Genomic DNA, 25,730 nt, shown 5'->3' with positions numbered 1-25,730 from the left:
GCTCGAGGCACTCACGCGCCCCGGCGGCGTCGGGCCCTTGCAGCCTTCTCCGTTGCCGCCTTCTAGGATGGGCGCATGGCCCTTGACGCATCCCCGCAGCGCGAGCTGCGCCGCACCCTCTCCGGACTCGAGTACCTCCAGCGGCTCATCACGGGCGAGATCTCCGAGTCTCCGTTTAACGAGCACCTGGGGATCCGCCTGGTTCACGCCGAACCAGGGACCGTGACGCTGGAGTGCACGGTGCGCCCGGAGCACCTGAACAAGATTGGGTCAGGGCACGGCGGATTTGTGTCCTCCATGCTGGACAACGCCTGCGGCTTGGCCGTGGACACCCTCAGCCCGGCCGGCATGGTGTGGACCACCATGGACCTGCACGTGCGCTTCCTGAAGGCCATCACCCTGGAGGCAGGCACCCTGCGCATCGTGGGGCACACCGATCACGTGGGGCGCTCCACCTCTGTGTCCCACGCCGAAATCCAGCGGGCCGACGGCAAGGTGCTGGCCCTGGCAACCTCCAGCCTGTACGCGCTGGACTTGGGCCCAGAGCCCGACGTCGAGGGCGTGGGGACCGCCCGATGATGCTCTCACCGCTTGGCCCCATCACCATCGGCCTCCTGATCGCGGCCGTGCTCGTGGCGGTGATCGACTGGATCCTGGCCGCCCGCCCAGTCAACGGCGCCAGGTGGATGACCAAGGGGCTGGTCCCCACCCTGCTCGTACTGGCGGTCGCGCTGCACTCGGCCGAGCAGGGCAAGCCCAGCTGGTCAGCCGTCCTGGGCTGCGGCGCGCTGGTGCTGTGCCTCTTGGGCGACCTTTTCTTGCTCGACGACCGCCGCTTCATCCCCGGCGCCGTGGCCTTTGGCGCCGCGCACCTGGTGTTTGTTGCCGCCCTGCTGCGCGACGCGTGGAGCGAGGGCTGGCCCTCCGGCTGGGGCATCTACGTGAGCGTCGCGGTGGTGGGCGCGGCCCTCCTAGCCGTGGGCTGGCGAATTGTCTCCGCGGCAGCCGCGCAACGCCAGGGGATCCTGGCCGGCGTCTACCTGGTGGTCATCAGCCTCTTGGTGCTCGCCGCGGGCGTGGGCTCAGCGACCTTCGGCGGATGGGCCGCCCTCCTGGGCGCCATCCTCTTCTATGCCTCCGACGGCATCCTCGCCTGGCGCCGCTTCGTCATCAAGGCCGAGCGCGACAGCGCCCTGGTCATGATTCCGTACCACCTGGCCCTCTTCCTGCTCGCCGGGTGGGCGCTGGTTTCCTGAGGCGCTGGTTTCCTGAGCCGGTGGTTTCCTGAGCCGCCCCCCCGCTCGACCAACCCCTACCGACTAGACTCATCCCTCGTGAGCACCTCCCTTCCGTCCCGCGTCTCCGATACCTTCGACCCCACCCGCTGGCGCGTCGTCAACGGCTTCGACTTTGAAGACATCACCTACCACCGCCAGGTGGAGCGCAGCGAGGACGGGGCCCTCGTCCGCGACCTGCCCACGGTCCGCATCGCCTTCGACCGCCCGGAGGTGCGCAACGCCTTCCGCCCCGGCACGGTGGATGAGCTCTACCGGGCCCTGGATCACGCGCGCATGACCCCGGACGTCGGCACGGTCCTGCTCACCGGCAACGGCCCCTCCCCCAAGGACGGCGGCTTCTCCTTCTGCTCCGGCGGGGACCAGCGCATCCGCGGGCGCGACGGGTACCGCTACGCCGAGGGCACCACCTCGGAGACCATCGACCCCGCCCGCGCCGGCCGCCTCCACATCCTTGAGGTGCAGCGCCTCATCCGCACCATGCCCAAGGTGGTCATCGCCGTCGTCAACGGCTGGGCCGCCGGCGGCGGGCACTCCCTGCATGTCGTCGCTGACCTGAGCATCGCCTCCCGCCAGCACGGCAAGTTCAAGCAGACGGACGCCACCGTGGGCTCTTTCGATGCCGGCTACGGCTCCGCCCTCTTGGCCCGCCAGGTGGGTCAGAAGGCCGCACGGGAGATCTTCTTCCTCGCCCGCGAATATTCCGCCGAAGACATGGTTCGCATGGGCGCCGTCAACGAGGCCGTTGACCACGAGCGCCTGGAGGACGTGGCCCTGGAGTACGCGGCGGACATCGCCCGCCAGTCCCCACAGGCCATGCGCATGCTGAAGTTTGCCTTCAATGCCGCGGATGACGGCCTGGCCGGCCAGCAGGTCTTTGCCGGCGAGGCCACCCGCCTGGCCTACATGACGGATGAGGCCGTGGAGGGCCGCGACGCCTTCCTCGGCAAGCGCGACGCCGACTGGTCGGCCTTCCCGCACTACTTCTGAGCCCGGTTCCGAACGCAGCCATGCTTCCGGGAGACCTGCTCCACCTGCCCGACGACGCCTCCGCCGCCTTCGCGGCGAGCGTCGCCTCACTCGCGTCCCGGCTGGGCGCGGCGCAGGCCGGGTCCGGCCCCGCCGTGGAGGTGCTGGAGGGTGCCGAGCCGGGCACCTTCACGGTGACCACACCGACGGGCGCGGGGCACGGGACCGCCGCCGTCGTCCGTACCTCCGGCTCCACCGGCACCCCCAAGCGCACCGCCCTCCCGGCGGCCTCGCTCGCTGCCAGCGCCGCCGCAACCCGTACATACCTTGGCGGCGATGGACACTGGTTGCTTGCCCTGCCGCTGCACTACGTGGCCGGCCTCGCCGTTGTCTCCCGGGCGCTGCTCGGGGGGACCCGCCTCGCAACCTTGGACCTCACCCGGCACTTTGCCCCCGCCGACTTTGCCGCTGCCACCGAGTCGCTACGCCACGCCGTCGGGCCCTCTGAACGCCTCTATACCTCCCTGGTTCCCACCCAACTGACCCGTTTGGTGCAGGACCCGGACCCGGCCGTGCGGTCAGCGCTGCTGGAGTACTCGGCCATCCTGGTGGGCGGCGGCCGCGCCCCGGACGCCACGCGCGCCGCGGCCCGCGAGGCCGGGCTCGCGGTGGTGCTGACCTATGGGTCCGCGGAGACCTGCGGCGGCTGCGTCTACGACGGCGCGGCGTTGCCGGGCGTGAGCGTGCGCTCGGTCGACGGGCGGCTTCGGCTGGGCGGGCCCATGGTGGCCGCCGGTTATCTTGGCGACCCGGAGCGCACCGCGGAGCACTTCGTCACCGACGCGGACGCCGTGCGCTGGTACATCACCGACGACCTGGGGCAGGTGTCCGAGGATGGCACCGTGAGCGTGAGCGGCCGCACCGATGACGTGATCAATACCGGCGGGGTGAAGGTGTCCGCTCAGGAGGTGCAACGCGTGATCGAGTCCGTGGACGGCGTCCAGGAGGCGTTTGTGGCGGGCGTTGCGCATCGGGACTGGGTGGAAACGGTGGCAGTGGCACTGGTGGTGCGCCCGGAGTTGCGTTCCACCGGCCCCGGCCCCGATCTGGGTCCCGACGCCGACGCCGAACTCGTCAGGGACATCCGCGCCGCGGTCCTGACCCAATTGGGCCGCGCGGCCGTTCCCACGATCTTCTCCACGGAGTCTGAGCTGCCCCGGCTGAGCAACGGCAAACCGGACCGCGTGCGCATCATCAACCGGCTCCGGTCGGCGGCCGGAGAGGTCCCGGTAGGCCAAGAAACCAGCCAGGACTGAGACTCCCGCCACCCGATTCGGCCCAACCCGCCGCTGGGGAGACAATGGAGGGTCATTCATTCAAGACTCGGAAGGACTTTACCGTGGCCACCCCAGCCCAATGGATCGCCGGAGCGCGTCTGCGCACCCTCCCCATGGCGATCGCCCCGGTTGCCGTCGGCACCGCGGCCGCCTTTGGCCTCACCGGCGCCTTTCACTGGGTGCTCGCGATCCTGGCGCTGCTGGTCTCCTTGCTGCTGCAGATCGGCGTGAACTACGCCAACGACTACTCCGACGGCGTGCGGGGCACGGACGATGACCGCGTGGGCCCGCTGCGCCTGACCGGTTCCCGCCTGGCCAAGCCCTCCCACGTCAAGGCCGCCTCGTTCATCTGCTTTGGGCTGGCCGCGCTGGTCGGCCTGCTGCTGATCTTTGGCTCCGGCGTGTGGCCGCTGCTGCTGGTGGGCGTCGCCGCCATCTTCGCCGCCTGGGGCTACACGGGCGGCAAGCACCCCTACGGCTACCTTGGCCTGGGCGAGGTCTTCGTCTTCCTGTTCTTTGGCCTCGTCGCTACCCTTGGCACCACGCTGACGCAGGTGCACCAGCTGCCACTCACGGCCTGGCTCGGCGCCGTCTCCACGGGCCTGATTGCCATGGCCCTGCTGATGGCCAACAACATCCGCGACATCCCCACGGACCGCGAGGTCGGCAAAAACACCCTGGCCGTGCGCCTGGGCGAGCACGCCGCCCGTGTCTCTTACGCGTTCATGCTTGGCGTCGCCGCCGTGCTGCCTGTCCTCGCCGCACCCAGCAATCCGTGGCTACTGCTGACCCTGGTGGTCCTCGCGCTCAGCGTCGCCCCTGTCCGCCGCGTCATGACCGCGCAGCACGCCGGCGAGCTGATCCCCGTCCTGAAGCAAACGGGCATCATCGCGATCGTCTTCGCGGCGCTCTTCTCCGTCGCCTCGGCGCTGCCCTTCCTGTTGGCATAGGCTCGGTTGCCCGGGCAGGGCACGGCCGCGGGTGACGTCGCGGGTGACGTCGCGGGCCAGGCCCCTCAGCCGCGTGACACCTCATACGACAAACGCCGCCTTGCAAGGCGGCGTTTGTCGTATGAGGTGTCGTTGACGTGAGGAGTGTCGCTTGCCGCCGGGGATGGGCCGGTCGGGCGCGGGAGGCGAGTCCGTTCTCGGCGTGCGCAGTCAGCGCTCGTCGTCGGCCGGGTCCACGGAGCGTGGCGCACGGGCATCGCTCGTCAGGCCCGCCTCGCGGCGCAGGGTGTCCTGGTAGGAATCCTCCACGCCAGCATCCTTCTCCGCCTGGGTGGGGCCAACGGGCCGCTCCGCCTTGCGGCGTTCCATGGCATCCGCCAACTGCCGAGCGGCGGCGCGGCGCTGCCGGTCAAAGAAGAGGTAGCCCACCGCGAAGGCCACCACGGCCCCCACCACCACGGACAGGATGCTGCCCATGAGGCCCCAGCTTCCCCATCCGAAAATGAAGTAGACGAGCAGGGCAACCCCCACAAAGATGACGGTGCGCAGCAGGGTGTACAGAAAGACCTTCACCCCACCATTCTAGGCGTCACGCGGGGCACAACCGATCAGCCCTCGGCGGACTGGCGATCCCCGCGGCGCCGCATCCGCAAGAACTTGTCTAGACTGGCTCCATGCGATGGCTCATGGTGGGTGTTCTGGCGGCGGTGGCCGTGGTGCTCTATGCGCTGTTCCACGCCATCTTCGCCCCGGCCTCCAAGGTGCGTTCCCTGCCCAAGGGCGTGTGGATTCTGGCGATTATTCTGCTTCCGGTGATCGGTGCCGGGCTCTGGTTCTGGCTCGGCGCTCCCCGCGTTGAGCGCCGCGCAAGCCCGCTACGTCCCGTGCAGCGAGGCCTTGGCCCGGACGATGATCCGGAGTTCCTGCGCCGCCTCGAGACCCAGCGCCGCCAAAAGGAGCGCGAGGCGCGTCTTTCCGAGCGCGAGGCCGAACTCAAGCGTCACGAGCGCGATGTCACCGGACAAACGTCAGGCACCAGCGGGATCAAGCCAGGTTCCACGGGGCACAAGCCGGGTCCCACCGGGGAGGCCGCCCCCAAGCAAGCCTCCACAGATCAGAACCCTGCTACTCCGGATGGCAAGGCACACCACCCCGATGCCGACACCGCCCCCGGCCACGAGCCAGAGCACGGGGACCGCGAGGATCTTGAGGACCCCAGCGGCGGTCCGTCGACGGATCCGCGCCCCGGCCCCACTTCGCCGGCCAACGACTGACAGGTCAGGCCCGACTCCGGGCTCAACCTCGGGCTCAGCCCCGGTCCCACGCCCACGCACCATCCAGCGCCCCTCCCCGTGGTTCAGGGAGTCTCTGATGCAGAGAATCCTTGAAGCGGGGGCGGGGCGCTGCGCGTCTGTCAGCTCCTGCCGGCTGCGGACTACTTGTTGCGTTCCTTGGTGATCATGTCCGCCGCCTTCTTCGTCTCGGCCGCAAAGCCGTACACGTGTCCGTCCTTGATCGAGACCCACCAACGACCGCACAGGGCCGTGGTCTCCTTCTGCTGATCCTGCGGCCACCAGCCGGCGGAGAGCAGCGGCGAGGTGGTGAAATCGGCGACGGGCGAGCCCTTGGTCTTGGTGTCCAGGGCGTAGGCGGCCTTGAGCTCAGCCTCAGTCGGCGCGCCCTTTGCCTTGATCGTGGTGCACTGCGTAGGGAGCTTCCCCTGGAACTCCGCCGTGAGCAGGCGCTCGCTGCCGGTGGTGCGCTGCTGGACCTTCACGTCCTTGGCCTCGGCCGGGATCCAGGTCGGTGCCAGGCCGGAGGACCTGGCCTCGCTACCAGTGGATGCCTTCTTCTCTTCACTCTTGTCCATGGAATCCCCGCCCATGCCGCAGCCGGTCAGGGAGATGGACGCCACCAGTGCGGTAGCGCCGAGGAGGGAGAGTCGCTTCATTGTTGTCTTCATAGCCTCTACGTTATGACGGGGCCGGTGGGCGCCGCGTCGGGTCCTGGGCCCCACCGTGGACTGCGTTTATCCACCCCCGGTCTGACGGGCGCTCCTACCAGCAGCGCAGTCCGGGAGGGAACGGCTGGCACAGCAAAAGGCCCGGAACCTCAAGGGTTCCGGGCCTTCAGTGCCGAGCCGCCAGCGCCAGGCCACCAGCGCCGGGCCACCAGCGCTGCGTCATCCGTGCCTGCGCCTCAGGCTCTCGCCGATGAGGCGCCTGCGGTTTAGGTGCCCGCGTAGGAGTGCAGGCCGGGGAAGATGATGTTGACGGCGGTGAAGTTAAACACCACGCAGGCGTAGCCCACGATGCTCAACCAGGCCGAGCGGTTTCCGGTCCAGCCGCGGGTGGCACGCGCGTGCAGGTAGCCGGCGTAGATGACCCAGATGATGAACGTCCAGACCTCCTTGACGTCCCAGCCCCAGTAACGGCCCCACGCGGCCTCTGCCCAGACGGCGCCGAGGATGAGCGTGATGCTCCAGCCCACGAAGGCCAGGGCGTTGATGCGGTAGGCCACGTTCTCCAGCGAGGTCGCCGACGGCACCAGGCGCATCAGCGGAAGCCGGTCCGGCTTGCCCTGGATGAGCGCCTTCTGGCGGTAGCTCTGGATGAGCTGCAGCACGGCCATGGCGAAGGTCAGGGTGAAGAGCGCAGAGGACAGCACGGCGATGGAGACGTGGATGATGAGCCACGGCGACTGCAGCGCGGGCTGCAGCGGCTGCACGGGGGTCGGGAAGCCCATGGTCGCGGCGCACATCATGACCACCACGAGCGCGGACACAAACACACCCATGAAGCGGATGTCCTTGAAGATCAGCGCCACCAGGAACACCACGGCGACAATCAGCGCGCCGGTCGTGAGGAACTCGTACATGTTGCCCCACGGCACGCGGCCGGCGGCGATGGAGCGCATGATAACGGCGGCCAGGTGGATCACCGCGGCCAGCGCCATCAGGGAGATGGCCACGCGGGCCAGGCCACGGCGCGGGGCGCCGCGGGTGTAATCCATGGAATCGTCCACGAGTTGGCCGTCAACTTCGGCGTTGCCGTGGCGCACCCGGGGCGCAGTGCCCGACGACGCGTCGTCGCCCGCTCCGGTGCCTCCAGTCCCAGCGGTGCCGCTCTGAGCGGCGGCGCCGCCGCGTGCCGTTGCGGAGCGCGCGCCCTTGGAGACGCGGACCGCGCCGCCCACGCCCACGAGTTCCTTGTCCTCCTGCGCCAGCAGGGACTGTTCCAACTCCTGGACGGTGCGCGAGGAGCGCACCAGGTCCAGGGTGAACACGACCAGCGCCACGGCGTAGGCCATCGCGGCCAGCAGCATGGCCAGTTCCGAGTTGGTCCCCAAAGCGAGGTCAATCTCGGTGCTCCCGATCATGGGGGAAATGCCCATCGTCAGCGTCCTCGGTATCTCTTCTTGCGTGGTGGGGTCAGTCGCGCAGAGTGCGCACTGCCCCGTTGTCAGCTGAGGTGATCTCCACCGGGGTCAACCCAGGGAATTCCTTCATGAGTTGTTCTCGCAGAGCCTTGGCCTCCGCCGTGAGGCGGGGGTCCTCTCCGCGCGCCAGCAGGCCGTACTCAATACTACGCGTGCCCGGGTTCTCACCGGCTGGCCCGTCGCTGAGCTTGACCCACACGCGGCGGCGCGGAATGAACAGGGAGATGGCCAGGCCAACGGTGGCCAGCGCGGCAAATCCGCCCACCCAGGCCTTGCCCGGGTCGTGGCGCACCTGCAGGCCGATGTAGCGCTTCACACCGTCAAAGGAGATGGTGCCCTTACCCTCCGGCAGGGTGTAGACGTTCTCCCCCGGCTCGCGGCCAAGCACAATGCCGCCAGCGTCCAGCTTGCGATCGTTGAGCTTGTTCAGCTTGTCCGTGTCCAGCGAGAAGACGTTCTGCGGCTTGCCGGAGTCAAGCCCCAGGTCACCGTAGAAGGAGTTCAGGTACAGCGAGGGCAGCAGCGCGTCCGGGTCGCTCGAGGTGGCCGCGCCGTTGGCGTTGATGGTGGTGGTGGGCAGGAAGAAGCCTTGGAAGGCCAGCTGATCCGGGTTGGAGTCAGGGATCTTGAGCACCAGCAGCGAGTTATACATGCCATCCTGCGCCACCGTCACCACGGGCTCGGAGAACACCACGTCGCCCTTGCCGTCCTTGACGGTGATGACCGGCGCATAGCCGTTGCCCACCAGGTACAGATCGGTGCCGTTGACGCGCAGCGGGTGGTTCACCTGCAGGTCCTCTGCCTTCCACTCGGACGTCGCTGAGTCCTTGACCTGCACCTTGGCGTCAAAGCCCACCGGGGTTCCGTATTTGCCGTCCGTGCGCTCTTGCCGGTTGAAGGTCACGTGGAAGTCATCCAGTTTCACCGTGAACGGAGAGAGCGACTCGGCGTCAAAGCGGTGCCCGGGGTTGAACTGGTCGTAGGCGATGAGCGTGTTCGTGAAGCCCTGCCCCTCCACCAGGTAGCGCTGCCCGGTGAAGCCAAAGAGCCCTCCGACGGCCACGGACACCAGCACGCCCACGAGCGAGTAGTGAAAGACCAGGTTTCCCCACTCGCGCAGGTAGCCGCGCTCGGCGGCAACGGAGGCGCCCATCCTGCCCTCTGCTGGGCGCACGGACACGCGGTAGCGACGGCGCTTGAGCAGCTTCGCAACGCGGCGCAGCACCTCATCGTTCTGGCCCGCTTCGGCGTCAGCAGGGAGCTCCAGCACGCCGGATTCCGGCAGCCGCGTGAAGCGGGCCGGGGTGCGGGCAGGCGGGCGGCGCGAGGCCTGGAAGTGCTGCTTGGTGCGCGGGAGCACGCAGCCCACCAGGGAGATGAAAAGCAGGATGTAGATCGCGGAGAACCACACCGAGGAGAAGACCTCAAAGAACTGGAGCTTATCCAGCACCGGCCCCCAGAATTCGTTGTCACGCAGGTACTGGGCCACCTTCTCCGGGCTCGCCTCACGCTGCGGGAAGAGGGACCCGGGCACCGCCGCCACGGCCACGAGCAGCAGCAAAAACAGCGCCGTCTTCATGGTGGTGAGCTGCGTCCAGGCCCAGCGGAGCATGCCAAAGAAGCCCAGAGCTGGCAGCTCGACGTCGGCCTGGCCAGCCTTCTTCCCAGACTTCTTCGCAGCCTTCTTGCCCGGCTGCGCGCGGGGAGCAGCGGCGTCGGGCGTCGGGGAGCCGGCGCCAGCAGCGGCGTCGGGCGTCTCGTTGTTCTCGGGGGTGTTCTTCTCAGTCATTAGATCGGCAACTCCACCGCGTATTGGAACCAGTTCTGCAGGTCCGCCATCCAGCGGCCCCAGAGTCCGGTGGCCATCAGCAGGCCAAGGAGGATAAGGATGCCGCCGCCCACGCGCATGACTGCGAGCTGGTGGCGACGGAAGAAGGCAAGGGTTTTAGTGGCTCGGCCAAAGCCCAACGCCACCAAAAGGAAGGGAATACCCAGTCCCAGGCAGTAGGCAAAGGCCAGGAGGGCTCCGCGCGGCACGTTGGCGCCGGGCCCAGAGGAAATCGCGAGCACCGCCCCCAAGGCGGGGCCGATGCACGGCGCCCAGCCCAGCCCAAAGGTCACGCCGAGCACCGGTGCGCCCCAGAGCCCCGCGGGCGGGCGGCGGTGGATCTTGCGCTCGCGCTGAAGGAAGCCAAAGCCGCCCATGAACACGATGCCGAGCAGGATCACGACCACGCCGAGCGCCTGGGTGACCCAGGCGCCGTCGTGCTTCAACCACAGGAAGACCTGCGAAAACACGATGCCCAGCAGCACAAAGACCACCGAGAATCCCAGAACGAAGAGGCCCACGCCGGCCACCATGCGCCCGCGCTTGCGCTCGGCGAGGTCCACCCCGGACAGCCCGGTCACGTATCCCAGGTACCCGGGTACCAGCGGCAGCACGCAGGGGGAAAGGAAGGAGACCAGCCCGGCAAGGATCGCGACCGGAAGCGCCACGAGCAGCGAGCCGTCCGTGACCACCTCGGCAAAGGCGTTGGAGCCGGCGGCGGAGATCGCCACCGAAGAGATGGCTGGCGGAGCCGTGGCCAGAAGCACCGTGGGGCTCACTTGCCGTCGGCCAGCGCGGTCTTGATCAGGCTGCGCAGGGTTGACTCTTCGGTGACGCCAAGGACGCGGGCGGTGACGCGGCGATCAGGGCCAATTACCAGGGTCGTCGGCACGGCCTGCGCGGGCACAATCTTGGCCAGCGCCAGCTGCACGCCGCCGTCCTTCACATCGTTGATGGAGGGGTATTCCAGGCCGAAGGTCTTGTCGAAGGCGTCTGCGGCCGCCTTCTCGTCGCGCACATTCACGCCAATGAACTGCACCCCCTGCTTCTTGAACTCATTGCTGAGCTTCTTCAGCGTGGGCGCCTCCAGCCGGCACGGGGCACAGGCGGCGTACCAGAAGTTCAGGACCGTGACCTTGCCCTCCCAGTCGGCGGTGTTGATGGACTCGCCATCGAAGCTGGTAGCCGTGAACTCGACCGGCTCGGCGCGCTGATCCGGGGCGTACTCCTGGACGGTGCCGTCCCCGGCGATGTAGCCCTTGCCGTCACCCTTCTTGGCCTGCTCGGCCACATTGCTTTCGGTGGGCGTGCACGCGGCGAGCGGCACGGCCAGTGCGGCGAGCGCGGCCATAGAGAGCAGGCGACGACGCGGGAGGGGGGAGTTCACGTGGCTTACGCTCCGGGGATGTTGACGGTGCCGACAAGCAAGGCTGCGGCCGGCTCGGAGTAGTCAAGGCCGGCCAATGCGCCGTTCTTGAAGGTCAGGGAGGTCACTGAGGCCAGGGTGCATTCGCGGCGGAAGGCGTTCCACGCCAGCGAGCGCCCCTCGGAGGCCACGCGGGTGACCCAGATGGGGAGCTGATGGGAGACGATGACGACCTCGGCGCCGTCCCCGCCCAGTTCAAGTGCGGCCGCGCTCTGGTCCTTGACCGCGCCGGCCACGCGGGTGACCTGGTCCGCGTACGGCTCGCCCCAGGAGGGCTGGAGCGGGTTACGCAGATGGGGCCAGCGCTGGGGCTCGCGCAACCGGGACTTGATCCGGTTCAGGCCCTCAAAGCGTGACCAGGCCTCGATCACGCGGGGTTCCTCCACGATGTCCAGCCCCAGCGCCTTGGCAATGGGCTGGGCTGTTTGCTGGGCCCGCAGCAGTGGGGAGGCCACCAGCCGCACCACTCGGTGGCCCTGCTCCTGGCGCGCGGCGAAGTGCTTGGCCACGACGGCGGCCATCTCATGACCGCGCTCTGAGAGGCCAAAGTGTGGCAGCCGCCCGTAGAGCACGCCCTCGGGGTTAAAGACTTCGCCATGGCGGACGAGGTGCACGGTCACAGAAGACATAAGGCCCATTGTCTCAAAGTCATGCGGCGGGGCCGAATCCTGGGGGCCCTGCGCTCCTGTGAGATTCCGGGGACTTGCTGGAAACCTGGAGTTCTTCCGGAAGTCACTCGACAAACTTGAACCTTCATGCTTATGATTGACACATCAACCAAAGCGGCCACGGCCGATCGGCGTTTTTCTCGAGAGGATCCAAGCAATGACTGCTCTTCCCACCAACCTCACCCCCGGCACCTGGAACCTGGACCCCTCCCACACTCAGGTGGCCTTCGTGGTTCGTCACGCCGGCATCTCCAAGGTCCGCGGCACCTTTACCGACGTCGAGGGCGCCCTGACCGTGGGCGAGTCCGTTGAGGACTCCGCGCTGAACGTGGCCGTCGAGACCGCGTCGATCGACACCCGCAACCAGGGCCGCGACGAGCACCTGCGCACCGGCGACTTCTTCCAGGCGGACGAGTTCCCGAACCTGACCTTTACCTCCGTCACCGCCACCGGCGCCGGCGAGGACTGGGTCCTGAAGGGGGATCTGACCATCAAGGGAATCACCCACCAGGTGGAGCTTGAGGTGGAGTACAACGGCACCGCCACCGATCCCTTCGGCATGCACCGCGCCGGATTCTCCGCCCAGACCACCATCAACCGCAAGGACTGGGGCCTCACCTGGAACGCTCCCCTGGAGACCGGCGGCCTGCTGCTCTCGGAGAAGATCAAGCTGGAGCTTGAGGCCGAGTTCGTCCGCGCCTGATCCCCGCGGGTGAACCCCGCACTCCTCCGCCTGCCCCTTGCTGGGCGGCATCTCAGCAGGCCCTCGCCCATCGGCGGGGGCCTGCTGCGTTGGGGACTGCTGTGCTCGTGGGCGGGCGGGTGCGTGGGCGGGCCGGTGTATGGGCGGGTGCGTGGGCGGGCGGGTTCTGCGGCCTCGCCATTGCTCAATGTCCTGCCCCATGGGCCGCATGGCGATTAGGCTGTGAAAAAGCGCAGCGGGGCACCTGTTCCGACTGCTCCACGCCGCATCACGAGCCGAGGAGAGGGCATGAGCACGCCCCCACAGAACCCCCAGCACGACCCCAACCAGCCGGCACAGCCCCACTCCGCCTCAGAGGCCGCGGGCTGGGATGACGTCAATGGGCAGCCGCGCTACGGCATGCGCCTCCCCCAAGGGCCCGACGCCGCCGCGCAGCCCACGTGGCAGGAACAGCACGGCTCGGCCGGTTCCCAGGGCCAGCAGGGCACGGTTGGACAGCCGGATCAGTTTGGCCAGCAGTCCCAGTTCGGTCAGCAGGACACTGCGGCGCCGGGACAGTCGAACTCCGACGAGCGTCCGGGGTGGGATCAGGCGCGTCCGGGGTCGCGACGGGCAGCGCGCGAGGCCGCCGCGTCCTCGCAGAACCCCTCGGCAGGCCAGTACGGCCAGCCGACGCCGGGGCAGTACGGCCAGCCGGGCCAGCCGACGCCGGGGCAGTACGGCCAGCCGGGCCAGCCGACGCCGGGGCAGTACGGCCAGCAGGGTCAGTACGGCCAGCCTGCGCAGGCGCAGGCGCAGCCGCCCGTCTTTGGCCAGCAGCAGTATCCCGGCGCCTTTGTCCCCGGCGGACCGTACGACCACACCGGCCAGGTCCCGCAGGGCCCGTTCTCCGGCAACCAGGCAGGGCAGCCAACGCAGCCGGGTCAGCCCTTCCACCCCGGCCAGCAGGGCCAGCAGGGCCAGCCCGGCTACCAGGGCCACCAGGGCCAGCCCGGCTACCAAGGCCAGCCGGCGTTCCAGGGCTACCAGGGTCAGCAGGGCTACGGGGCCCTGCCCGGCTTCTCGTCGCAGCCGACCAGCGCCGGCTCACGCCCCACCACGATCACCGTGGCCGGAGTCCTGCTGTGGGTGGGCGCGGCGCTTGCGGTGGTCCTGACCATCATTGGCGTCTTCGCCGTTCCCACGTCCGTAATTCGGCAGACGCTGCTCAGTGACACAAGCGGCCAGGACCGTGCCGACCTCGAAAGAATGCTCACTCCAGGCTTTCTGCAGGGCGTGCTGTGGTTCGTCGTCATCCTCTACGTCGTCATGGCCGGGACGGCCGTGCTGGTGGGCTTGCAAACGTGGAAGGGGTCCAACGCCTGGCGCATTGTCGGAACGGTCTGTGGCGGAATCGCCGTGTTGTTCAACCTGTTCACCGTCCTGGACTCGCCCCTGAGCATCCTGCTCTTCCTCATGGCCGCCGCCATCATTGTGCTCTGGTGGCTGCCGGTCTCCAACGCGTGGTTCAAGGCGAAGAAGGCAGAGAAGAAGCAGCAGTTCGCGCAGCCGATGGGGTACTAGCCCCGGCCGCTCACCATCGCAAGAGGCCCGTCACCGCTACCCAGCGGTGACGGGCCTCTTCACTTGCGCCGGCTCCATCTCGCCGGCGCCCTTCGGCTCGAACCCTAGGCCCCCACGCCGGGCCCGGCCCGGTGTGCCAACAGCTGCAACTCGGTGGTCAGGTCCACGCGACGCACGTCCACGCCGTCGGGCGCGCTGACCGCCACCGGCGCAAAGGACAGCACGCTGTGCACCCCAGCCGCCGCCAGGCGGTCCACCAGGCCTTGGGCCGCCGGGCCCGGAACGGTGAGCACCGCCATCGTCACCTGCTGCTGGCGCACCACCTCCTCCAGGAGCGTGGCATCCTGCACGGTGACACCGGCGGCCACGGTCCCGATCACCTCCGGGGAGGCATCCAGCACGGCCACCACGTCAAAGCCGCGCGTCGTCAGGCCGTCGTACCCCGACAGGGCCATGCCTAGGTGCCCGGCGCCCACGATCGCGACGCGCCACGGCGTGGTCAGCCCCAGCGCCTGTTCAAGGACGGGTGCAAGCGTGGTGATCTCATACCCCACGCCGCGCCGGCCGTGGGAGCCAAGCAGGCTCAGGTCTTTGCGCAGGGTGGCGGGCGTGGTGCCGGCGGCCCGCGCCAGGCGCGTGGAGGAGACGGTGGTGGTCCCAGCGGCGCCCCACTCGGTCAGGGAGCGCAGATAGAGGGAGATGCGACGCAGCGTGGCGTCGGGAAGGTGCTGCGAGGAGCTCATGCGGTGAGCAGGCGTTCAAGCCGCGCGGGGTCAATCCGCCAAAAGTCGCGCTGCACGCCGTCGATCATCAGCACCGGAATCTCCTCCGCGTAACGCTCCGCCAGTTCGGGGGCAGCGTCCGTGTCCACGTCCTCCCAGCTCAGGCCTAGCCGCTGGGTCACCTGGGCCACCACCAGCCGGGCATCCGCGCAGAGGTGGCAGCCGTGTTTGGTCAGCAACTGGACGCGCGGTGCGGAACCGGGGAGGGGGGAGGGATTCACACGTGCCAGTCTACGGCGGACGCAGCGAGGGCCGGGATCCAATCAGGATCCCGGCCCTCGCGAGCGCTCACTTCTTGTTGCGGCGCTGGTGACGAGTCTTGCGAAGCAATTTACGGTGCTTCTTCTTGGCCATACGCTTGCGGCGCTTCTTGATGACGGAACCCATAGGTTCTCCTCCAACTTAGATAGTTACTGATCAGCGTTCACTGCGTGACCAGTCCGGCCAGCGTGCGACGTTCCGAATCATGGTACCTGCCGTACACCTTGCGTGTCGCATCGGGCGGCTTGTGGTGGCCAGAAACGGGGGCTTAAGCGGTACCGCTCTCGCGGTATTCAATCCTGGCCGATCCGAGGAACTGCTCCACGGCGCTCTCCGGAACCCGGTAAGAGCGACCAAACTGCACGGCGGGCAGCTCGCCCGAGTGCACCAGGCGGTACACGGTCATCTTGGACACGCGCATGACATCGGCAACCTCCGCGACGGTCATGAACCGTGCGTCGGCGAAGTGGCGGGGCTCCGGCATGGGCGGACCTCTGCTTCCTCGTGGAGGGGCACCAGTGGTCCCCCAGGACTGGCCCGCACCTCTCGAGTGAGCACGGGACTACTCTGGGGAGTCTACGGTGCCAATGTGACTCATGTGAACATCAGGTGCTGGTGTGTCTGGTGCGACTCGGGTTGAGCGGTGTCAGCGACGGCGGCCAAAGCGCTGCTTGGCCAGCCGGTCAAGCAGCTCCTGCGCGCGGCCCGTGACCTGCTCCATGGTGCGCCCCACCCCGTTGCCGCGCCGCCCGGCGGCATCCAGCCCGGCCGCGTCCAGCTCGCCGTGCTCCAGCTCCGCGCCGGGCGTGCTCGCCACCTCAGTTCCCACGGAACTCTCAGGCACCTGCCCGACGCCGTGTGGCTCAGAGACCGCCTTGGCCTCCTCCTCCGGCGCTTCCGGATGCGGCAGTAGCGTGGCCACCCACTCCACCACCTCACGCAGCGGGCCGGACTCCAGGGCATAGAAACGCTTCTGCCCCTGGGCGCGGATGCTCACCAACTGGGCATCGCGTAGCACCCGCAGGTGCTTGGAAACGGTGGGCTGGCTGACGCCAACGGCCTCCACCAGGTAGCCCACACTGCGCTCGCCAGCGGCGAGTTCGGAGAGCAACTGGCGACGGGTGGGGTCTGCGATCACGGCATAAAGATCAGAGGGCACGCACCGATGGTAGCGGGCACGAGTGACGAACGCCTGGGACAGCTCCTCGTAAGGACGCGTTGGCTAGTCAAACCAGGGGTCAAGACCAAAGGCGGGGAAGACCTCCTTGCGGGTGGCCATGATGGCCCTATCCACTGGGTCCCCCGGGTCATACCCGACCTCCCACGAGCGCCACCACAGCTCGGCGTCGTCGCCCATTTTCAGGGGCGCCTCCACGCCGTAGCGCTGCAGAACATACTCGCGAAAACGCGGCGGAACCGGCGTCTTGAGCGGCACAGGGCGCCCGGATGCCACGGCCAGCAGGTGGGTCCAGACCCGCGGCACGGTGTGCACGATGTCATAGCCGCCACCACCCGTGGCGATCCAGCGGCCCTGCGTCAGCTCCGTGGCCAGCTCCGCCATGTCCAGGGCGTTCTGGCGCTGACCGTCCACGCTCAGGCGCAGGTTGGTGAGCTCGTCCCGCTCATGCCCATCGCAGCCATGCTGAGAGACGATCACCTCCGGGGCAAAGGCGCGGGCGATGGGCGGAACCACGGCGTGGAAGGCCCGCAGCCACCCGGCATCCCGCGTCCCGGCTGGCAGGGCCACGTTGACCGCGCCCATGGGGGCCTCGCTCCCGCCGGTCTCAGAGGGAAACCCCGTGCCAGGGAAGAGCGAGCGCCCCGACTCGTGCAGGGAGATGGTCAGCACCCGCGGGTCGTCCCAGAAGATGGACTGCGTCCCGTCGCCGTGATGGGCGTCAAGGTCCACGTACAACACGCGGCGGACCCCACTGTCCAAGAGCCGCGCAATGGCCCCGGCGGCGTCGTTGTAGATGCAAAAGCCGCTGGCCTTGTCCCGCGACGCATGGTGCATGCCGCCAGCAAAGTTGACGGCCGGGACACCCTTGTCCTCCAGGACCGCCTCCGCCGCGACCAGCGAGCCGCCAAAGAGCCGCGCGCTCGCCTCGTGCATGCCCTCAAAGATCGGGTCATCCTCGGTCCCCAGGCCAAACCCGGGCGCCGCCTCAGCGTCCGGCCCGGAGGCCTGCCGCACCGCCGCGACATAGTCGGCGCCGTGCACGGAACGCAACTGATCGTCGTCGGCCACAAAGGGCTCACGCAGCGAACCAGCGCCCTGTCCCAGCACGTCCAGCTCCTCGATGAGGCGGGCCGTCAGGCCAAGCCGATCCGGGTTCATGGGGTGGTGTTCGCTAAAGCGGTACGCGGCCATCGCGTCGTGGTAGACCAGGGTGACGCCGGTGCTCGGGGTGTGCATCATCACAGCCACAGGCTAACGCAGGGGCCCTGCCACCGCCCGCACGGGACACGGAGTCGCGGCGCGTGGATGCCGCCTGGTCGCCGTGGGGTGGTTGAATGGGCGCTGTCCACCCACGGTGGGCCGCAGGCAACGCGTGGCCCCAGGGGAAGAGGCCGCCCACTCATCATCAGGAGCACCGGTCCATGTCCACCACGGCCCCCACGGGCGAGCCCGAGCGCGTCAATCCGCTCGCGCGCGCCAGTGCCCGCGTCCGCGATGTGGTGGACCGGCTGGCGGCGGGCTCCCCCGCCCGCCTGGCGCTGGGCGTCTTTGTGGTGGCCATCGCGCTCTTCACGCTGCTGCTCGCGTTGCCCATCTCCAGCCGCAGCGGAACGTTCACCAGCCTGCAGGACGCGATGTTCACCGCCGTGTCCGCCGTCTGCGTCACCGGACTCACCGTGGTCTCCACGGCCACGCACTGGACCTTTTTTGGCCAGCTCGTCATCCTCATCGCCATCTTTGTGGGCGGGCTCGGCATCCTGACGCTGGCCTCCGTGCTCTCCCTTGCCGTGACCAAGCGCCTAGGCGTGCGCGGCAAGCTGTTGGCCCAGCAGTCCATGAACACCGCCGCCTCCGGGAAACTGGGCGAGGTGGGCTCGCTGCTGCGCATCGTCATCAGCACCTCAGTGACCATCCAGGCCTTCCTCACGCTGTGGCTGAGCATCCGCTTCTGGATCATCGGTGAGGACCTGTGGCAGGGCCTGTGGCACGGCGTCTTCTACGCCATCTCCTCCTACAACAACGCCGGTTTCACGCCCCACTCGGATGGCCTGGTCCCCTACGAGACGGACCCCTGGCTCCTGACCCCGCTCATGCTTGGCGTCTTCCTTGGCAGCCTCGGCTTCCCCGTGATGATGGTGCTGATCAAGCACCGCTTCCACGGGCGGGCCTGGAATCTGCACACCAAGCTCACCATCGTGGTCTCGCTGATCCTGGTGGTGGGCGGCGCCCTGGCCTGGGGGCTCTCCGAGTGGGAGAACCGCGCCACGATCGGCGCCATGTCGGTGAGGGACAAGCTGCTGCACGCGCTCTTTGCCTCCATCATGACCCGCTCCGGCGGCTTCAACCTGGTGGATCAGGACCAGATGCACCCGGCCACCATGGTGTTCACGGACGCGCTCATGTTTGCCGGCGGCGGCTCCGCCTCCACGGCCGGCGGCATCAAGGTCACCACCATCGCCGTGATGTTCCTCGCCATCCTCGCCGAGGCCCGCGGCACCGCCCAGATCCAGGCCTTTGGCCGGCGCATCCCCGAATCCACCATGCGCGTGGCCATCGCCGTCACCGCCATGGGCGCCTCGCTCGTCATGGCGGGCACCATTGCCCTCATGGCCATCGACCCGGAGGCGTCCCTGGATCACGTGGTCTTTGAGACCATCTCCGCCTTCGCAACCGTCGGACTCTCCACAGGCCTCTCCGGGGAACTGCCACCGGCGGGCAAATACGTGCTCATCGCCCTGATGTTCCTTGGCAGGGTGGGCACCATCACCTTCGCGACCGCACTCTCCCTACGCCACCGCCGCCAGCTGTATACCTACCCGGAAGAGAGGCCCATCATTGGCTGATCGCAACACGGTCCACAACGCCCCGGTACTGGTGATCGGCCTGGGCCGCTTTGGCGCCTCCGTCGCCGAGCAACTGGTCAAGCAAGGCCGCGAGGTGCTCGCCATTGAGCGCAGCCCCGAGCTGGTGCAGCAATGGGCGGACACACTCACCCACGTCGTGGCCTCTGACGCCACCAACATCGACTCCCTGCGCCAGCTGGGCGCCCAGGAGTTCTCCTCAGCCGTGGTGGGCGTTGGCACGTCCATCGAGTCAAGCGTGCTCATCACCGTGAACCTAGTTGACCTGGGGATTGAGCACATCTGGGCCAAGGCCATCACCCCAGCCCACGGCAAGATCCTCTCCCGGATCGGCGCCAACCACGTGATCTACCCGGAGGCGGACGCCGGCGTGCGCACCGCCCACCTGGTGGGCGGGCGCATGCTTGACTTCATCGAGTTTGACGACGGCTTCGCCATCGCCAAGATGTACCCGCCCAAGGAGACCCAAGGCTTCACGCTGGCGGAATCCCATGTACGCGAGAAGTACGGCGTCACGGTCGTGGGCGTAAAGTCCCCTGGCGAGGACTTCACCTACGCCCAGCCGGACACGATCGTCACGCACCGCGACATTCTCATCGTGTCCGGCCATGTGGAGCTGCTGGAGCGCTTCGCCGGGCGACCCTGAGCCAACGACCCTGAGCCGGCGACCGCCGCGCCTCAGGCCAGCTCTGCGCTGAGCTGCCTGGCCCGGTCCGTGGCCGCCTTCTCGCCTGCCGCGATGGCCTGGCGCACGCCTTGGGCGTCAAAGACGTCAATGGCGCGCTCGGTGGTGCCCTTGGGGCTCGTGACGGCCTTGCGCAGCGCCGCAGGGTCCACGCCAGGCTCGGAGAGCATCTTGCCCGCCCCAGCCACAGTCGCGCTCGCCAGCCGCCGCGCCAGCTCCGGGTCAAGGCCAAGCGCCACGCCGCCGTCTGCCATGGCCTCCGCCAGGTAGAACGCGTACGCGGGGCCGGAACCGGAGACGGCCGCGACCACGTCGATCTGCTGCTCCGGGACCTCAAAGACCTGACCCGAGGCTTCGAAGACGCCCGTGGCCAAGGCGACCGCGGCGTCGTCGGCCGCTGTGCCGCGCGCCAAGCCCACCACACCCGCGCCGACCTGCAGCGGGGTATTGGGCATGGAACGCACCACGGGCTGGCCCTGGGGCAGCGCCGCCTCCATGGCGGCGAGGGTGATGGCGGCGGCCACCGAGACCACGACCGTCTCCGGGCGCAGCGCGGGGGCAATCTCCTGGCACAGCTGCGCTATGCCGACCGGCTTCACACCAAGCACCACCACGTCGGCGTCCGCGATGGCCCAGTCGTTGGCCCGCGCCGATTGCTCCGTGGAGCGCACCTCCACACCCGTGTCCTGAGCCAGCGCCGTTGCACTGGCCGCGGAGCGCGTGGTGGCGCGGACCGACGCGACGGGATGCCCGGCGGCGAGCAGGCCGCGCAGGATGGCGCCGTTCATGTTGCCGGTGCCAAGGAAGGCGATGGTGGAGGGGGCGGAGTTCTGGGGGGTCGCGGTGCTGGAATTCGTCATGAATCCAGTCTGCCACCCGCCCGGCGGGGCTGCCTCAGGCTAGGGGCTGCCTCAGGCTACGGGCTGCCTCAGGCCGTAGGACGTTTCAGGTGCGTCCGCGCAAACTCCAGCGTCTCGCCGAGCACACGCTCCAGCTCGCCGGGGGTCTTGCGGAACTTGCGGGTGCTGACCTCCGCCGCGACGGAGCCCACCCACCCGGAACTGGCCAGGTAATCCAGCGTCTGCGCCACGGGCTGGGTGCCCATGCCGGGGGCCAGGTGCTCATCGGCGCCGTTCTCGGTGCCGTCGCACAGGTGAACGTGCGTGAGCCGGTCCCCCAGCTTCTTCACGGCGGAGAGGGAGTCCATCCGGTCAATGGAGGCGTGGGAGAAGTCCCAGGTGACGTACTTGTAGTCCATGGGCACCGGATCCCAGTGCGGCATATACATCTGCGTCTCGGTGCCGCGTGCGCGCCAGGGGTACATGTTTTCCACGGCGATGCGCACGCCGTAGCTCTCGTTGGCGCGCCGCACGCCCTCCTCAAAACCGGAGGCGTACTTGCCCTGCCAACGGAAGGGCGGGTGCACCACCACCACGTCGCATCCCAGCTCGTGGGCCAGCAGGGCGGAGCGTTGAATCTTGGTCCAGGCGCCGCCCCAGACCTGCTGGGTCAGCAGGAGGGTGGGCGCGTGGATGGCCATGACGGGCATGCCAAAGCGCTGCTGCAGGGCGTGGAGCTGGTCCCCGTCGCGGGAGAGCGAGTTGCCGGTGACCAGCACCTCCACCCCGTCGTATCCCAGGTCATCCGCCACGGCAAAGGCATGATCCGGGCCCAAGGGGAACACGGAGGAGGTGGACAGGGCTACGGGGATGGGCTCCCCCACCTGCGGGCTGCCGGGCCATCCGGGGTTCATGGCTTACTCCCCGCTGCTGAGGGAAGGTCCAGGGGTAACTGGGAGAGCGGCAGGTCCAACGGGAGCTGCGTCTGCGGTACCTGGTTCACATCTCTGGACAGCAAGTCCACGGATCCCACCCCCACATAAGCGTCGTTGACAACATCATGATCACGCATCAATCGGTCAAAGCGGTGCAAAATGAGGCCCTCGCGCAGCGCCCAGGGGCACACCCTGACCTCGTCCACGTCCAGGGCCTCCATGGCGGTCTCCGCGACGATGGCGCCCGCCAGCAGCTGGGGGGCGCGGATCTCCGAGACGCCGGCCAGGGAGGCGCGCTCCTCAAAGCTGAGCGCCTCCAGCCTGCGGGACCACAGGCGCAGGTCATCCCTGCGCAGGATCCGCGTGACGTAGGGCCCGGCGCCGCTTGGCGCCGCTCCGGCCACGCGGGCCAGGGAGCGGAAGGTCTTGGAGGTCGCGGCGACCAGGTCCGGGCTCTGCTGCTCCGCCAGGGCCTTCACGGGGCCCTTGAGCGTGCGCGCCACGTACTCGCGCAGCGCCGCGACGGAGGAGGGCGCCGGCGGGTTGCCTGGCAGCATGTCCTTGGTCAGGCGCGCGGCGCCCAACGGCACGGAGACGGCCGCGGCCGGGAATTCATCGCGGCCGGTGGCCATCTCAAAGGAGCCGCCGCCGATGTCCAGCACCATCAGGTCCCTGGTATCCCATCCAAACCAGCGGCGCACGGCAAAGTACGTCATGGACGCCTCTTGCTCCCCGGATAGCTCCTCCAGGGTCACGCCGGTGGTGGCCTCCACCTCGGTGATGACCGCGGCGCCGTTGCTGGCGCCGCGCAGGGCCGAGGTGCAAAAGGCCAGCAGGTCCTGCACACCGTGGCGGCGCGCAAAGGACACGGCCTCAGAGACAAAGTTCAACAGCTCCCGGCGGCCGCGCTGGTTGATGGCGCCCTTCTCATCCAGGAAGCGCACCAACGAGAGGGGTCGCTTGTGGGAGGCAAACGCCACGGGGCGAGCCCCTGGGTATGCCTCCACCAGCAACAGGTGAACGGTGTTGGATCCAATATCCAGCACGCCTAGCCTCATGCGCGCACCCCCTCAGTGATGCTGTGCTCCCGCCTCACGGGTCCGTCCCCACGCCCCGCGGCGTTCACGCGTCCGGGCCGGACTTCTTTGGCGCCGCCCGCTTGGCCGCCGGCTTGGTGGCCGGGGCCTTCTTGGCCGGCGTCTTCTTGGCCGGGGCCTTCTTGGCTGCCGGCTTGCGCGCGGGCGCCGCCGTGCGCTTGGCGGGGCCCTTGGCCCGCTTCTCCGCCAGCATCTGGATGGCCTGCTCGGGGCTGAGCTCCTCCAGATTGGTGCCGCGCGGGATGGTCACGTTGGTGGTGCCGTCGGTGATGTATTCACCGAAGCGCCCCTCCTTCGCGACCACCGGCTTGCCCGACGTCGGGTCCTCACCAAACTCTGCCAGCGGCGGTTTCGCGTTGCCGCGGCCCCGCTGCTTGGGCAGCGCGTAGATGGCGCGGGCCTGCTCCTCGGTGGTGGTGAAGAGCTCCTCCTCGCTGCCGAGGGAGCGGTAGTCGGGGCCCTTCTTCAGGTACGGGCCAAAGCGGCCGTTGGCCGCCGTGATCTCCGTGCCATCGGTGTCCGTGCCCACCACGCGCGGCAGCGAGAGCAACCGCATGGCCTCCTCGAAGGTGACCGTGTTGGGGTCCATGCCCTTGAGCAGGCTCGCGGTGCGCGGCTTCTGCGCTGCGGGCTTCTTCTTGGGCTTGGGGTTGCCGTTTTTGTAGTACTCGGTGGGCAGCGAGTCCAGGTACGCGGCCAGCTGCTCTTCCGTCATCTGCGGGATCAGCTCGGTGACGTAGGGCCCGTAGCGCCCATCCTTGGCCACGACCATGTGGCCGGACTCTGGGTGGCGGCCCAGCTCGCGATCGCCCGGGACGGCTGCGTCCATGAGCTCGCGCGCCTTGGCGGCCGTGAGCTCATCCGGGGCCATGTCCTCGGGGACGTTGGCGCGCTTGGGGTCGGTGCCGGGCTCGGCGTCGGCCGCTAGGGCCTGTTCCAGGTACGGGCCAAACTTGCCCACGCGCAGCGTGATGTCATCTGCCACCGGAATGGAGTTGATGGCGCGGGCATCAATCTCGCCCAGGTCATCCACCGTGGACTTGAGGCCCTCGTGGCCGTTCTCGCCAAAGTAGAAGAGTTGCAGCCAGTCGGTGCGTGATCGCCGCCCGGCCGCGATCTCGTCCAGGTCATCCTCAAGGCGTGCCGTGAAGTCGTAATCCACGTACTTGCCGAAGTGCTCCTCCAGCAGGCGGATCACGGAGAAGGCAATCCAGGACGGGACCAGGGCACCGCCGCGCTTGGTGACGTAGCCGCGGTCCATGATCGTGGAGATGGTGGGCGCGTAGGTGGACGGGCGTCCAATCTCGCGCTTCTCCAGCTCCGCCACGATGCTTGCCTCGGTGTAGCGCGGCGGCGGGGAGGTCTCATGCCCGGAGGCCTCGATCTCGCGTGCCGTCAACGCGGCGCCCTCCACCAGCTGCGGCAGGCGACGCTCGGCGTCGTCCCGATCCGCGTCGGTGGTGTCCTTGCCCTCCTCGTACGCGGCCATGAAGCCGCGGAAGGTGATCACGGTGCCGGACGCGCTGAACTCAGCCACACGGCCGTCGGACGCCTTGCCCTCCAGGCGCACCGTCGCGGTGCTGCCCTTCGCGTCAGACATCTGCGAGGCCACGGTGCGCTTCCAGATCAGCTCGTAGAGCTTGAACTCGTCGGAGCCCAACTGGGGCATCACGGCGCGCGGGGTGCGGAAGGAATCGCCCGCGGGGCGGATGGCCTCGTGGGCCTCCTGCGCGGCGTCGTTCTTGCCCTTATACAGGCGCGGGCTGGCCGGGACGTAGTCCGCCCCGTAGAGCTCCTTGACCTGCCTGCGCGCGGCGTTGATGGCCTCACCGGAGAGGTTCACCGAGTCCGTACGCATATAGGTGATGTAACCGTTTTCGTAGAGTCGCTGGGCCACCTGCATGGTCACCCTTGCGCTCCAGCGCAGCTTGCGGCTGGCCTCCTGCTGCAGCGTGGAGGTCGTAAACGGCGCCGCCGGGCGGCGCGTGTACGGCTTGGACTCCACCGAGCTCACGGCAAAGGCGGACTCTGCCAGGCCGGAGACCAGTGCCTCCGCGCGCTCCTGATCCAGGTGAACGGCGCCTGCCTTGGCTGCGGCCGCCCGCAGCTGCCCGCGGTCGTCAAAGTCGCGGCCGCTGGCCACCCGCGCGCCGTCCAACGTATTGAGCCGAGCCCGGAAGGACTCGCCTGAGCCGGCCACAAACTCGCCAGCCAGGTCCCAATAGGAGGCCGAGCGGAAGGCCATGCGCTCGCGTTCGCGCTCCACCACTAGCCGGGTGGCGACGGACTGGACGCGGCCAGCGGAGAGTCCGCGGCCAATCTTGCGCCACAGCACCGGGGAAATCTCGTAGCCGTAGAGGCGGTCAAGGATGCGCCGGGTCTCCTGCGCATCCACCAAGTCCATGTCCAGCTCGCGCAGATTCTGCAGGCCGCGCTGCACGCCCTCCTTGGTGATCTCCGTGAACGTCATGCGGAACACAGGGACCTTGGGCTTGAGCTCATCCAGGAGGTGCCAGGCAATGGCCTCGCCCTCCCTATCGGCATCAGTTGCGAGGTAGAGCTCGTCGGCGTCCTTCAGCTCACGCTTCAGGTCAGCCACACGCTTCTTCTTGTCCGCGTACACCACGTAGTACGGCTCAAAGCCGTGATCAACGTCCACGGCGAACTTGCCGACCGGCGACTTTTTCAGCTCGGCAGGCAGCTCTGAGGGCTGCGGCAAGTCGCGGATGTGCCCCACAGAGGCATCCACCACAAAGCCCTCGCCAAGGTACTTGGCGATGGACTTGCTCTTGGCCGGTGACTCGACGATCACGAGCTTCTTGCCGGTCTTTTCCTTGGCCTTGGCGGGCACAGTACTCCTCGTTGCGACGCACGCGGCTTCGGGATTCGAGGCCGCAAGACAGTCATAACACT

27 protein-coding genes are annotated in these 25,730 nt (G+C 68.4%); 10 read left to right on the top strand and 17 right to left on the bottom strand.

Going from position 1 to position 25,730, the window contains the following annotated elements; translation table 11 throughout:
* The first annotated feature begins 75 nt into the window (after positions 1-75).
* From DWQ67_RS00385 to DWQ67_RS00365, 5 genes are all read left to right on the top strand, one after another.
* Positions 76-579, top strand: coding sequence for a PaaI family thioesterase (locus DWQ67_RS00385; protein ID WP_121483620.1), 504 nt, complete (start codon positions 76-78; stop codon positions 577-579).
* Positions 576-1,256 carry a lysoplasmalogenase family protein gene (locus DWQ67_RS00380; protein ID WP_121483619.1) on the top strand — a complete coding sequence of 227 codons (681 nt, stop codon included), beginning with the start codon at positions 576-578 and terminating at the stop codon, positions 1,254-1,256. Before DWQ67_RS00385 ends, DWQ67_RS00380 begins: the two co-directional genes overlap by 4 nt.
* Positions 1,257-1,334: 78 nt before the next feature.
* Positions 1,335-2,285: a 1,4-dihydroxy-2-naphthoyl-CoA synthase gene (locus tag DWQ67_RS00375; protein ID WP_121483618.1), complete on the top strand. Its 951-nt coding sequence runs from the start codon at positions 1,335-1,337 to the stop codon at positions 2,283-2,285.
* A 20-nt stretch (positions 2,286-2,305) separates the two neighbouring features.
* Positions 2,306-3,580: an AMP-binding protein gene (locus DWQ67_RS00370; RefSeq protein WP_121483617.1), complete on the top strand. Its 1,275-nt coding sequence runs from the start codon at positions 2,306-2,308 to the stop codon at positions 3,578-3,580.
* An 83-nt stretch (positions 3,581-3,663) separates the two neighbouring features.
* Positions 3,664-4,551: a 1,4-dihydroxy-2-naphthoate polyprenyltransferase gene (locus tag DWQ67_RS00365; protein WP_121483616.1), complete on the top strand. Its 888-nt coding sequence runs from the start codon at positions 3,664-3,666 to the stop codon at positions 4,549-4,551.
* 210 nt (positions 4,552-4,761) lie between these two features.
* On the opposite strand, the gene DWQ67_RS00360 is transcribed toward DWQ67_RS00365, so the two are convergent.
* Positions 4,762-5,124, bottom strand: a complete 363-nt coding sequence (locus DWQ67_RS00360; protein WP_121483615.1) for a DUF4229 domain-containing protein — start codon at positions 5,122-5,124, stop codon at positions 4,762-4,764.
* 101 nt (positions 5,125-5,225) lie between these two features.
* Between DWQ67_RS00360 and DWQ67_RS00355 the strand changes: the two genes are divergently transcribed.
* Positions 5,226-5,825 (top strand): PLD nuclease N-terminal domain-containing protein, encoded by a 600-nt coding sequence (locus tag DWQ67_RS00355; RefSeq protein WP_121483614.1) that lies wholly within the window; start codon positions 5,226-5,228, stop codon positions 5,823-5,825.
* Positions 5,826-5,986: 161 nt separating this feature from the next.
* Here the strand turns inward: DWQ67_RS00355 and DWQ67_RS00350 are convergent, their stop codons facing one another.
* The 6 genes from DWQ67_RS00350 to DWQ67_RS00325 all read right to left on the bottom strand — a co-directional run bounded on the left by DWQ67_RS00350 (position 5,987) and on the right by DWQ67_RS00325 (position 11,872).
* Positions 5,987-6,514, bottom strand: a complete 528-nt coding sequence (locus tag DWQ67_RS00350) for a hypothetical protein (RefSeq protein ID WP_147433571.1) — start codon at positions 6,512-6,514, stop codon at positions 5,987-5,989.
* Positions 6,515-6,780: 266 nt separating this feature from the next.
* Entirely contained in the window at positions 6,781-7,944 is a 1,164-nt protein-coding gene (gene ccsB, locus DWQ67_RS00345) for a c-type cytochrome biogenesis protein CcsB (RefSeq protein ID WP_233555842.1), read from the bottom strand.
* 37 nt (positions 7,945-7,981) lie between these two features.
* Positions 7,982-9,778, bottom strand: coding sequence for a cytochrome c biogenesis protein ResB (gene resB / locus DWQ67_RS00340; protein WP_233555841.1), 1,797 nt, complete (start codon positions 9,776-9,778; stop codon positions 7,982-7,984).
* Positions 9,778-10,548, bottom strand: coding sequence for a cytochrome c biogenesis CcdA family protein (locus tag DWQ67_RS00335; RefSeq protein WP_407645782.1), 771 nt, complete (start codon positions 10,546-10,548; stop codon positions 9,778-9,780). The genes resB and DWQ67_RS00335 overlap by 1 nt, the downstream gene beginning before the upstream one ends.
* Before the next feature lie 44 nt (positions 10,549-10,592).
* Entirely contained in the window at positions 10,593-11,204 is a 612-nt protein-coding gene (locus DWQ67_RS00330; RefSeq protein WP_233555840.1) for a TlpA family protein disulfide reductase, read from the bottom strand.
* 5 nt (positions 11,205-11,209) lie between these two features.
* Positions 11,210-11,872: a histidine phosphatase family protein gene (locus DWQ67_RS00325; protein WP_121483611.1), complete on the bottom strand. Its 663-nt coding sequence runs from the start codon at positions 11,870-11,872 to the stop codon at positions 11,210-11,212.
* Between the two features lie 196 nt (positions 11,873-12,068).
* On the opposite strand from DWQ67_RS00325, the gene DWQ67_RS00320 reads away from it, so the two are divergent.
* Together DWQ67_RS00320 and DWQ67_RS00315 are read left to right on the top strand one after the other, a co-directional pair.
* Positions 12,069-12,614: a YceI family protein gene (locus DWQ67_RS00320; RefSeq protein WP_121483610.1), complete on the top strand. Its 546-nt coding sequence runs from the start codon at positions 12,069-12,071 to the stop codon at positions 12,612-12,614.
* Between the two features lie 288 nt (positions 12,615-12,902).
* Entirely contained in the window at positions 12,903-14,177 is a 1,275-nt protein-coding gene (locus DWQ67_RS00315) for an FUSC family protein (RefSeq protein ID WP_121483609.1), read from the top strand.
* A gap of 104 nt (positions 14,178-14,281) precedes the next feature.
* On the opposite strand, the gene DWQ67_RS00310 is transcribed toward DWQ67_RS00315, so the two are convergent.
* The 6 genes from DWQ67_RS00310 to DWQ67_RS00285 all read right to left on the bottom strand — a co-directional run bounded on the left by DWQ67_RS00310 (position 14,282) and on the right by DWQ67_RS00285 (position 17,639).
* Positions 14,282-14,920 (bottom strand): redox-sensing transcriptional repressor Rex, encoded by a 639-nt coding sequence (locus DWQ67_RS00310; RefSeq protein ID WP_121483608.1) that lies wholly within the window; start codon positions 14,918-14,920, stop codon positions 14,282-14,284.
* A complete protein-coding gene (locus DWQ67_RS00305; RefSeq protein ID WP_121483607.1) occupies positions 14,917-15,180 on the bottom strand; it encodes a glutaredoxin family protein in 264 nt (87 codons plus the stop codon). Before DWQ67_RS00305 ends, DWQ67_RS00310 begins: the two co-directional genes overlap by 4 nt.
* 67 nt (positions 15,181-15,247) lie before the next feature.
* Positions 15,248-15,346 (bottom strand): 30S ribosomal protein bS22, encoded by a 99-nt coding sequence (locus DWQ67_RS00300; RefSeq protein WP_003792170.1) that lies wholly within the window; start codon positions 15,344-15,346, stop codon positions 15,248-15,250.
* A gap of 142 nt (positions 15,347-15,488) precedes the next feature.
* On the bottom strand, positions 15,489-15,704 hold the full coding sequence (locus DWQ67_RS00295) for a helix-turn-helix domain-containing protein (RefSeq protein ID WP_121483606.1): 216 nt from the start codon (positions 15,702-15,704) through the stop codon (positions 15,489-15,491).
* Positions 15,705-15,866: 162 nt separating this feature from the next.
* Positions 15,867-16,379: an ArsR/SmtB family transcription factor gene (locus tag DWQ67_RS00290; protein ID WP_121483605.1), complete on the bottom strand. Its 513-nt coding sequence runs from the start codon at positions 16,377-16,379 to the stop codon at positions 15,867-15,869.
* A gap of 63 nt (positions 16,380-16,442) precedes the next feature.
* Positions 16,443-17,639: an acetoin utilization protein AcuC gene (locus tag DWQ67_RS00285; protein ID WP_233555884.1), complete on the bottom strand. Its 1,197-nt coding sequence runs from the start codon at positions 17,637-17,639 to the stop codon at positions 16,443-16,445.
* 182 nt (positions 17,640-17,821) lie between these two features.
* Here DWQ67_RS00285 and DWQ67_RS00280 point away from each other — a divergent pair, with 182 nt between their 5' ends.
* Both DWQ67_RS00280 and DWQ67_RS00275 read left to right on the top strand, forming a co-directional pair.
* Complete coding sequence (locus tag DWQ67_RS00280) at positions 17,822-19,243, top strand: TrkH family potassium uptake protein (protein ID WP_121483604.1); 1,422 nt, start codon at positions 17,822-17,824, stop codon at positions 19,241-19,243.
* Positions 19,236-19,907: a potassium channel family protein gene (locus tag DWQ67_RS00275; protein ID WP_121483603.1), complete on the top strand. Its 672-nt coding sequence runs from the start codon at positions 19,236-19,238 to the stop codon at positions 19,905-19,907. Before DWQ67_RS00280 ends, DWQ67_RS00275 begins: the two co-directional genes overlap by 8 nt.
* 32 nt (positions 19,908-19,939) lie before the next feature.
* On the opposite strand, the gene proC is transcribed toward DWQ67_RS00275, so the two are convergent.
* From proC to topA, 4 genes are all read right to left on the bottom strand, one after another.
* Complete coding sequence (gene proC / locus DWQ67_RS00270; RefSeq protein ID WP_121483602.1) at positions 19,940-20,806, bottom strand: pyrroline-5-carboxylate reductase; 867 nt, start codon at positions 20,804-20,806, stop codon at positions 19,940-19,942.
* A gap of 68 nt (positions 20,807-20,874) precedes the next feature.
* Complete coding sequence (locus DWQ67_RS00265) at positions 20,875-21,699, bottom strand: sugar phosphate isomerase/epimerase family protein (RefSeq protein WP_121483601.1); 825 nt, start codon at positions 21,697-21,699, stop codon at positions 20,875-20,877.
* On the bottom strand, positions 21,696-22,778 hold the full coding sequence (locus DWQ67_RS00260) for a Ppx/GppA phosphatase family protein (RefSeq protein ID WP_121483600.1): 1,083 nt from the start codon (positions 22,776-22,778) through the stop codon (positions 21,696-21,698). The genes DWQ67_RS00265 and DWQ67_RS00260 overlap by 4 nt, the downstream gene beginning before the upstream one ends.
* A gap of 64 nt (positions 22,779-22,842) precedes the next feature.
* Entirely contained in the window at positions 22,843-25,668 is a 2,826-nt protein-coding gene (topA, locus tag DWQ67_RS00255; protein WP_121483599.1) for a type I DNA topoisomerase, read from the bottom strand.
* Positions 25,669-25,730: the final 62 nt, after the last annotated feature.

The organism is Galactobacter caseinivorans (assembly GCF_003640665.1).
GTDB classification, from domain to species: domain Bacteria; phylum Actinomycetota; class Actinomycetes; order Actinomycetales; family Micrococcaceae; genus Galactobacter; species Galactobacter caseinivorans.
This window is presented reverse-complemented; position numbering and strand designations above follow the sequence as displayed.

What these genes read in the sequence shown, in the direction of transcription:
- DWQ67_RS00385 (WP_121483620.1), top strand. Translation starts at nt 76, where the DNA reads ATGGCCCTTGACGCATCCCCGCAGCGCGAGCTGCGCCGCACCCTCTCC.
- DWQ67_RS00380 (WP_121483619.1), top strand. Translation starts at nt 576, where the DNA reads ATGATGCTCTCACCGCTTGGCCCCATCACCATCGGCCTCCTGATCGCG.
- DWQ67_RS00370 (WP_121483617.1), top strand. Translation starts at nt 2,306, where the DNA reads ATGCTTCCGGGAGACCTGCTCCACCTGCCCGACGACGCCTCCGCCGCC.
- DWQ67_RS00355 (WP_121483614.1), top strand. Translation starts at nt 5,226, where the DNA reads ATGCGATGGCTCATGGTGGGTGTTCTGGCGGCGGTGGCCGTGGTGCTC.
- DWQ67_RS00350 (WP_147433571.1), bottom strand. Translation starts at nt 6,514, where the DNA reads ATGAAGACAACAATGAAGCGACTCTCCCTCCTCGGCGCTACCGCACTG.
- ccsB (WP_233555842.1), bottom strand. Translation starts at nt 7,944, where the DNA reads ATGGGCATTTCCCCCATGATCGGGAGCACCGAGATTGACCTCGCTTTG.
- resB (WP_233555841.1), bottom strand. Translation starts at nt 9,778, where the DNA reads ATGACTGAGAAGAACACCCCCGAGAACAACGAGACGCCCGACGCCGCT.
- DWQ67_RS00325 (WP_121483611.1), bottom strand. Translation starts at nt 11,872, where the DNA reads ATGTCTTCTGTGACCGTGCACCTCGTCCGCCATGGCGAAGTCTTTAAC.
- DWQ67_RS00320 (WP_121483610.1), top strand. Translation starts at nt 12,069, where the DNA reads ATGACTGCTCTTCCCACCAACCTCACCCCCGGCACCTGGAACCTGGAC.
- DWQ67_RS00315 (WP_121483609.1), top strand. Translation starts at nt 12,903, where the DNA reads ATGAGCACGCCCCCACAGAACCCCCAGCACGACCCCAACCAGCCGGCA.
- DWQ67_RS00310 (WP_121483608.1), bottom strand. Translation starts at nt 14,920, where the DNA reads ATGAGCTCCTCGCAGCACCTTCCCGACGCCACGCTGCGTCGCATCTCC.
- DWQ67_RS00300 (WP_003792170.1), bottom strand. Translation starts at nt 15,346, where the DNA reads ATGGGTTCCGTCATCAAGAAGCGCCGCAAGCGTATGGCCAAGAAGAAG.
- DWQ67_RS00295 (WP_121483606.1), bottom strand. Translation starts at nt 15,704, where the DNA reads ATGCCGGAGCCCCGCCACTTCGCCGACGCACGGTTCATGACCGTCGCG.
- DWQ67_RS00285 (WP_233555884.1), bottom strand. Translation starts at nt 17,639, where the DNA reads ATGATGCACACCCCGAGCACCGGCGTCACCCTGGTCTACCACGACGCG.
- DWQ67_RS00280 (WP_121483604.1), top strand. Translation starts at nt 17,822, where the DNA reads ATGTCCACCACGGCCCCCACGGGCGAGCCCGAGCGCGTCAATCCGCTC.
- proC (WP_121483602.1), bottom strand. Translation starts at nt 20,806, where the DNA reads ATGACGAATTCCAGCACCGCGACCCCCCAGAACTCCGCCCCCTCCACC.
- DWQ67_RS00265 (WP_121483601.1), bottom strand. Translation starts at nt 21,699, where the DNA reads ATGAACCCCGGATGGCCCGGCAGCCCGCAGGTGGGGGAGCCCATCCCC.
- DWQ67_RS00260 (WP_121483600.1), bottom strand. Translation starts at nt 22,778, where the DNA reads ATGAGGCTAGGCGTGCTGGATATTGGATCCAACACCGTTCACCTGTTG.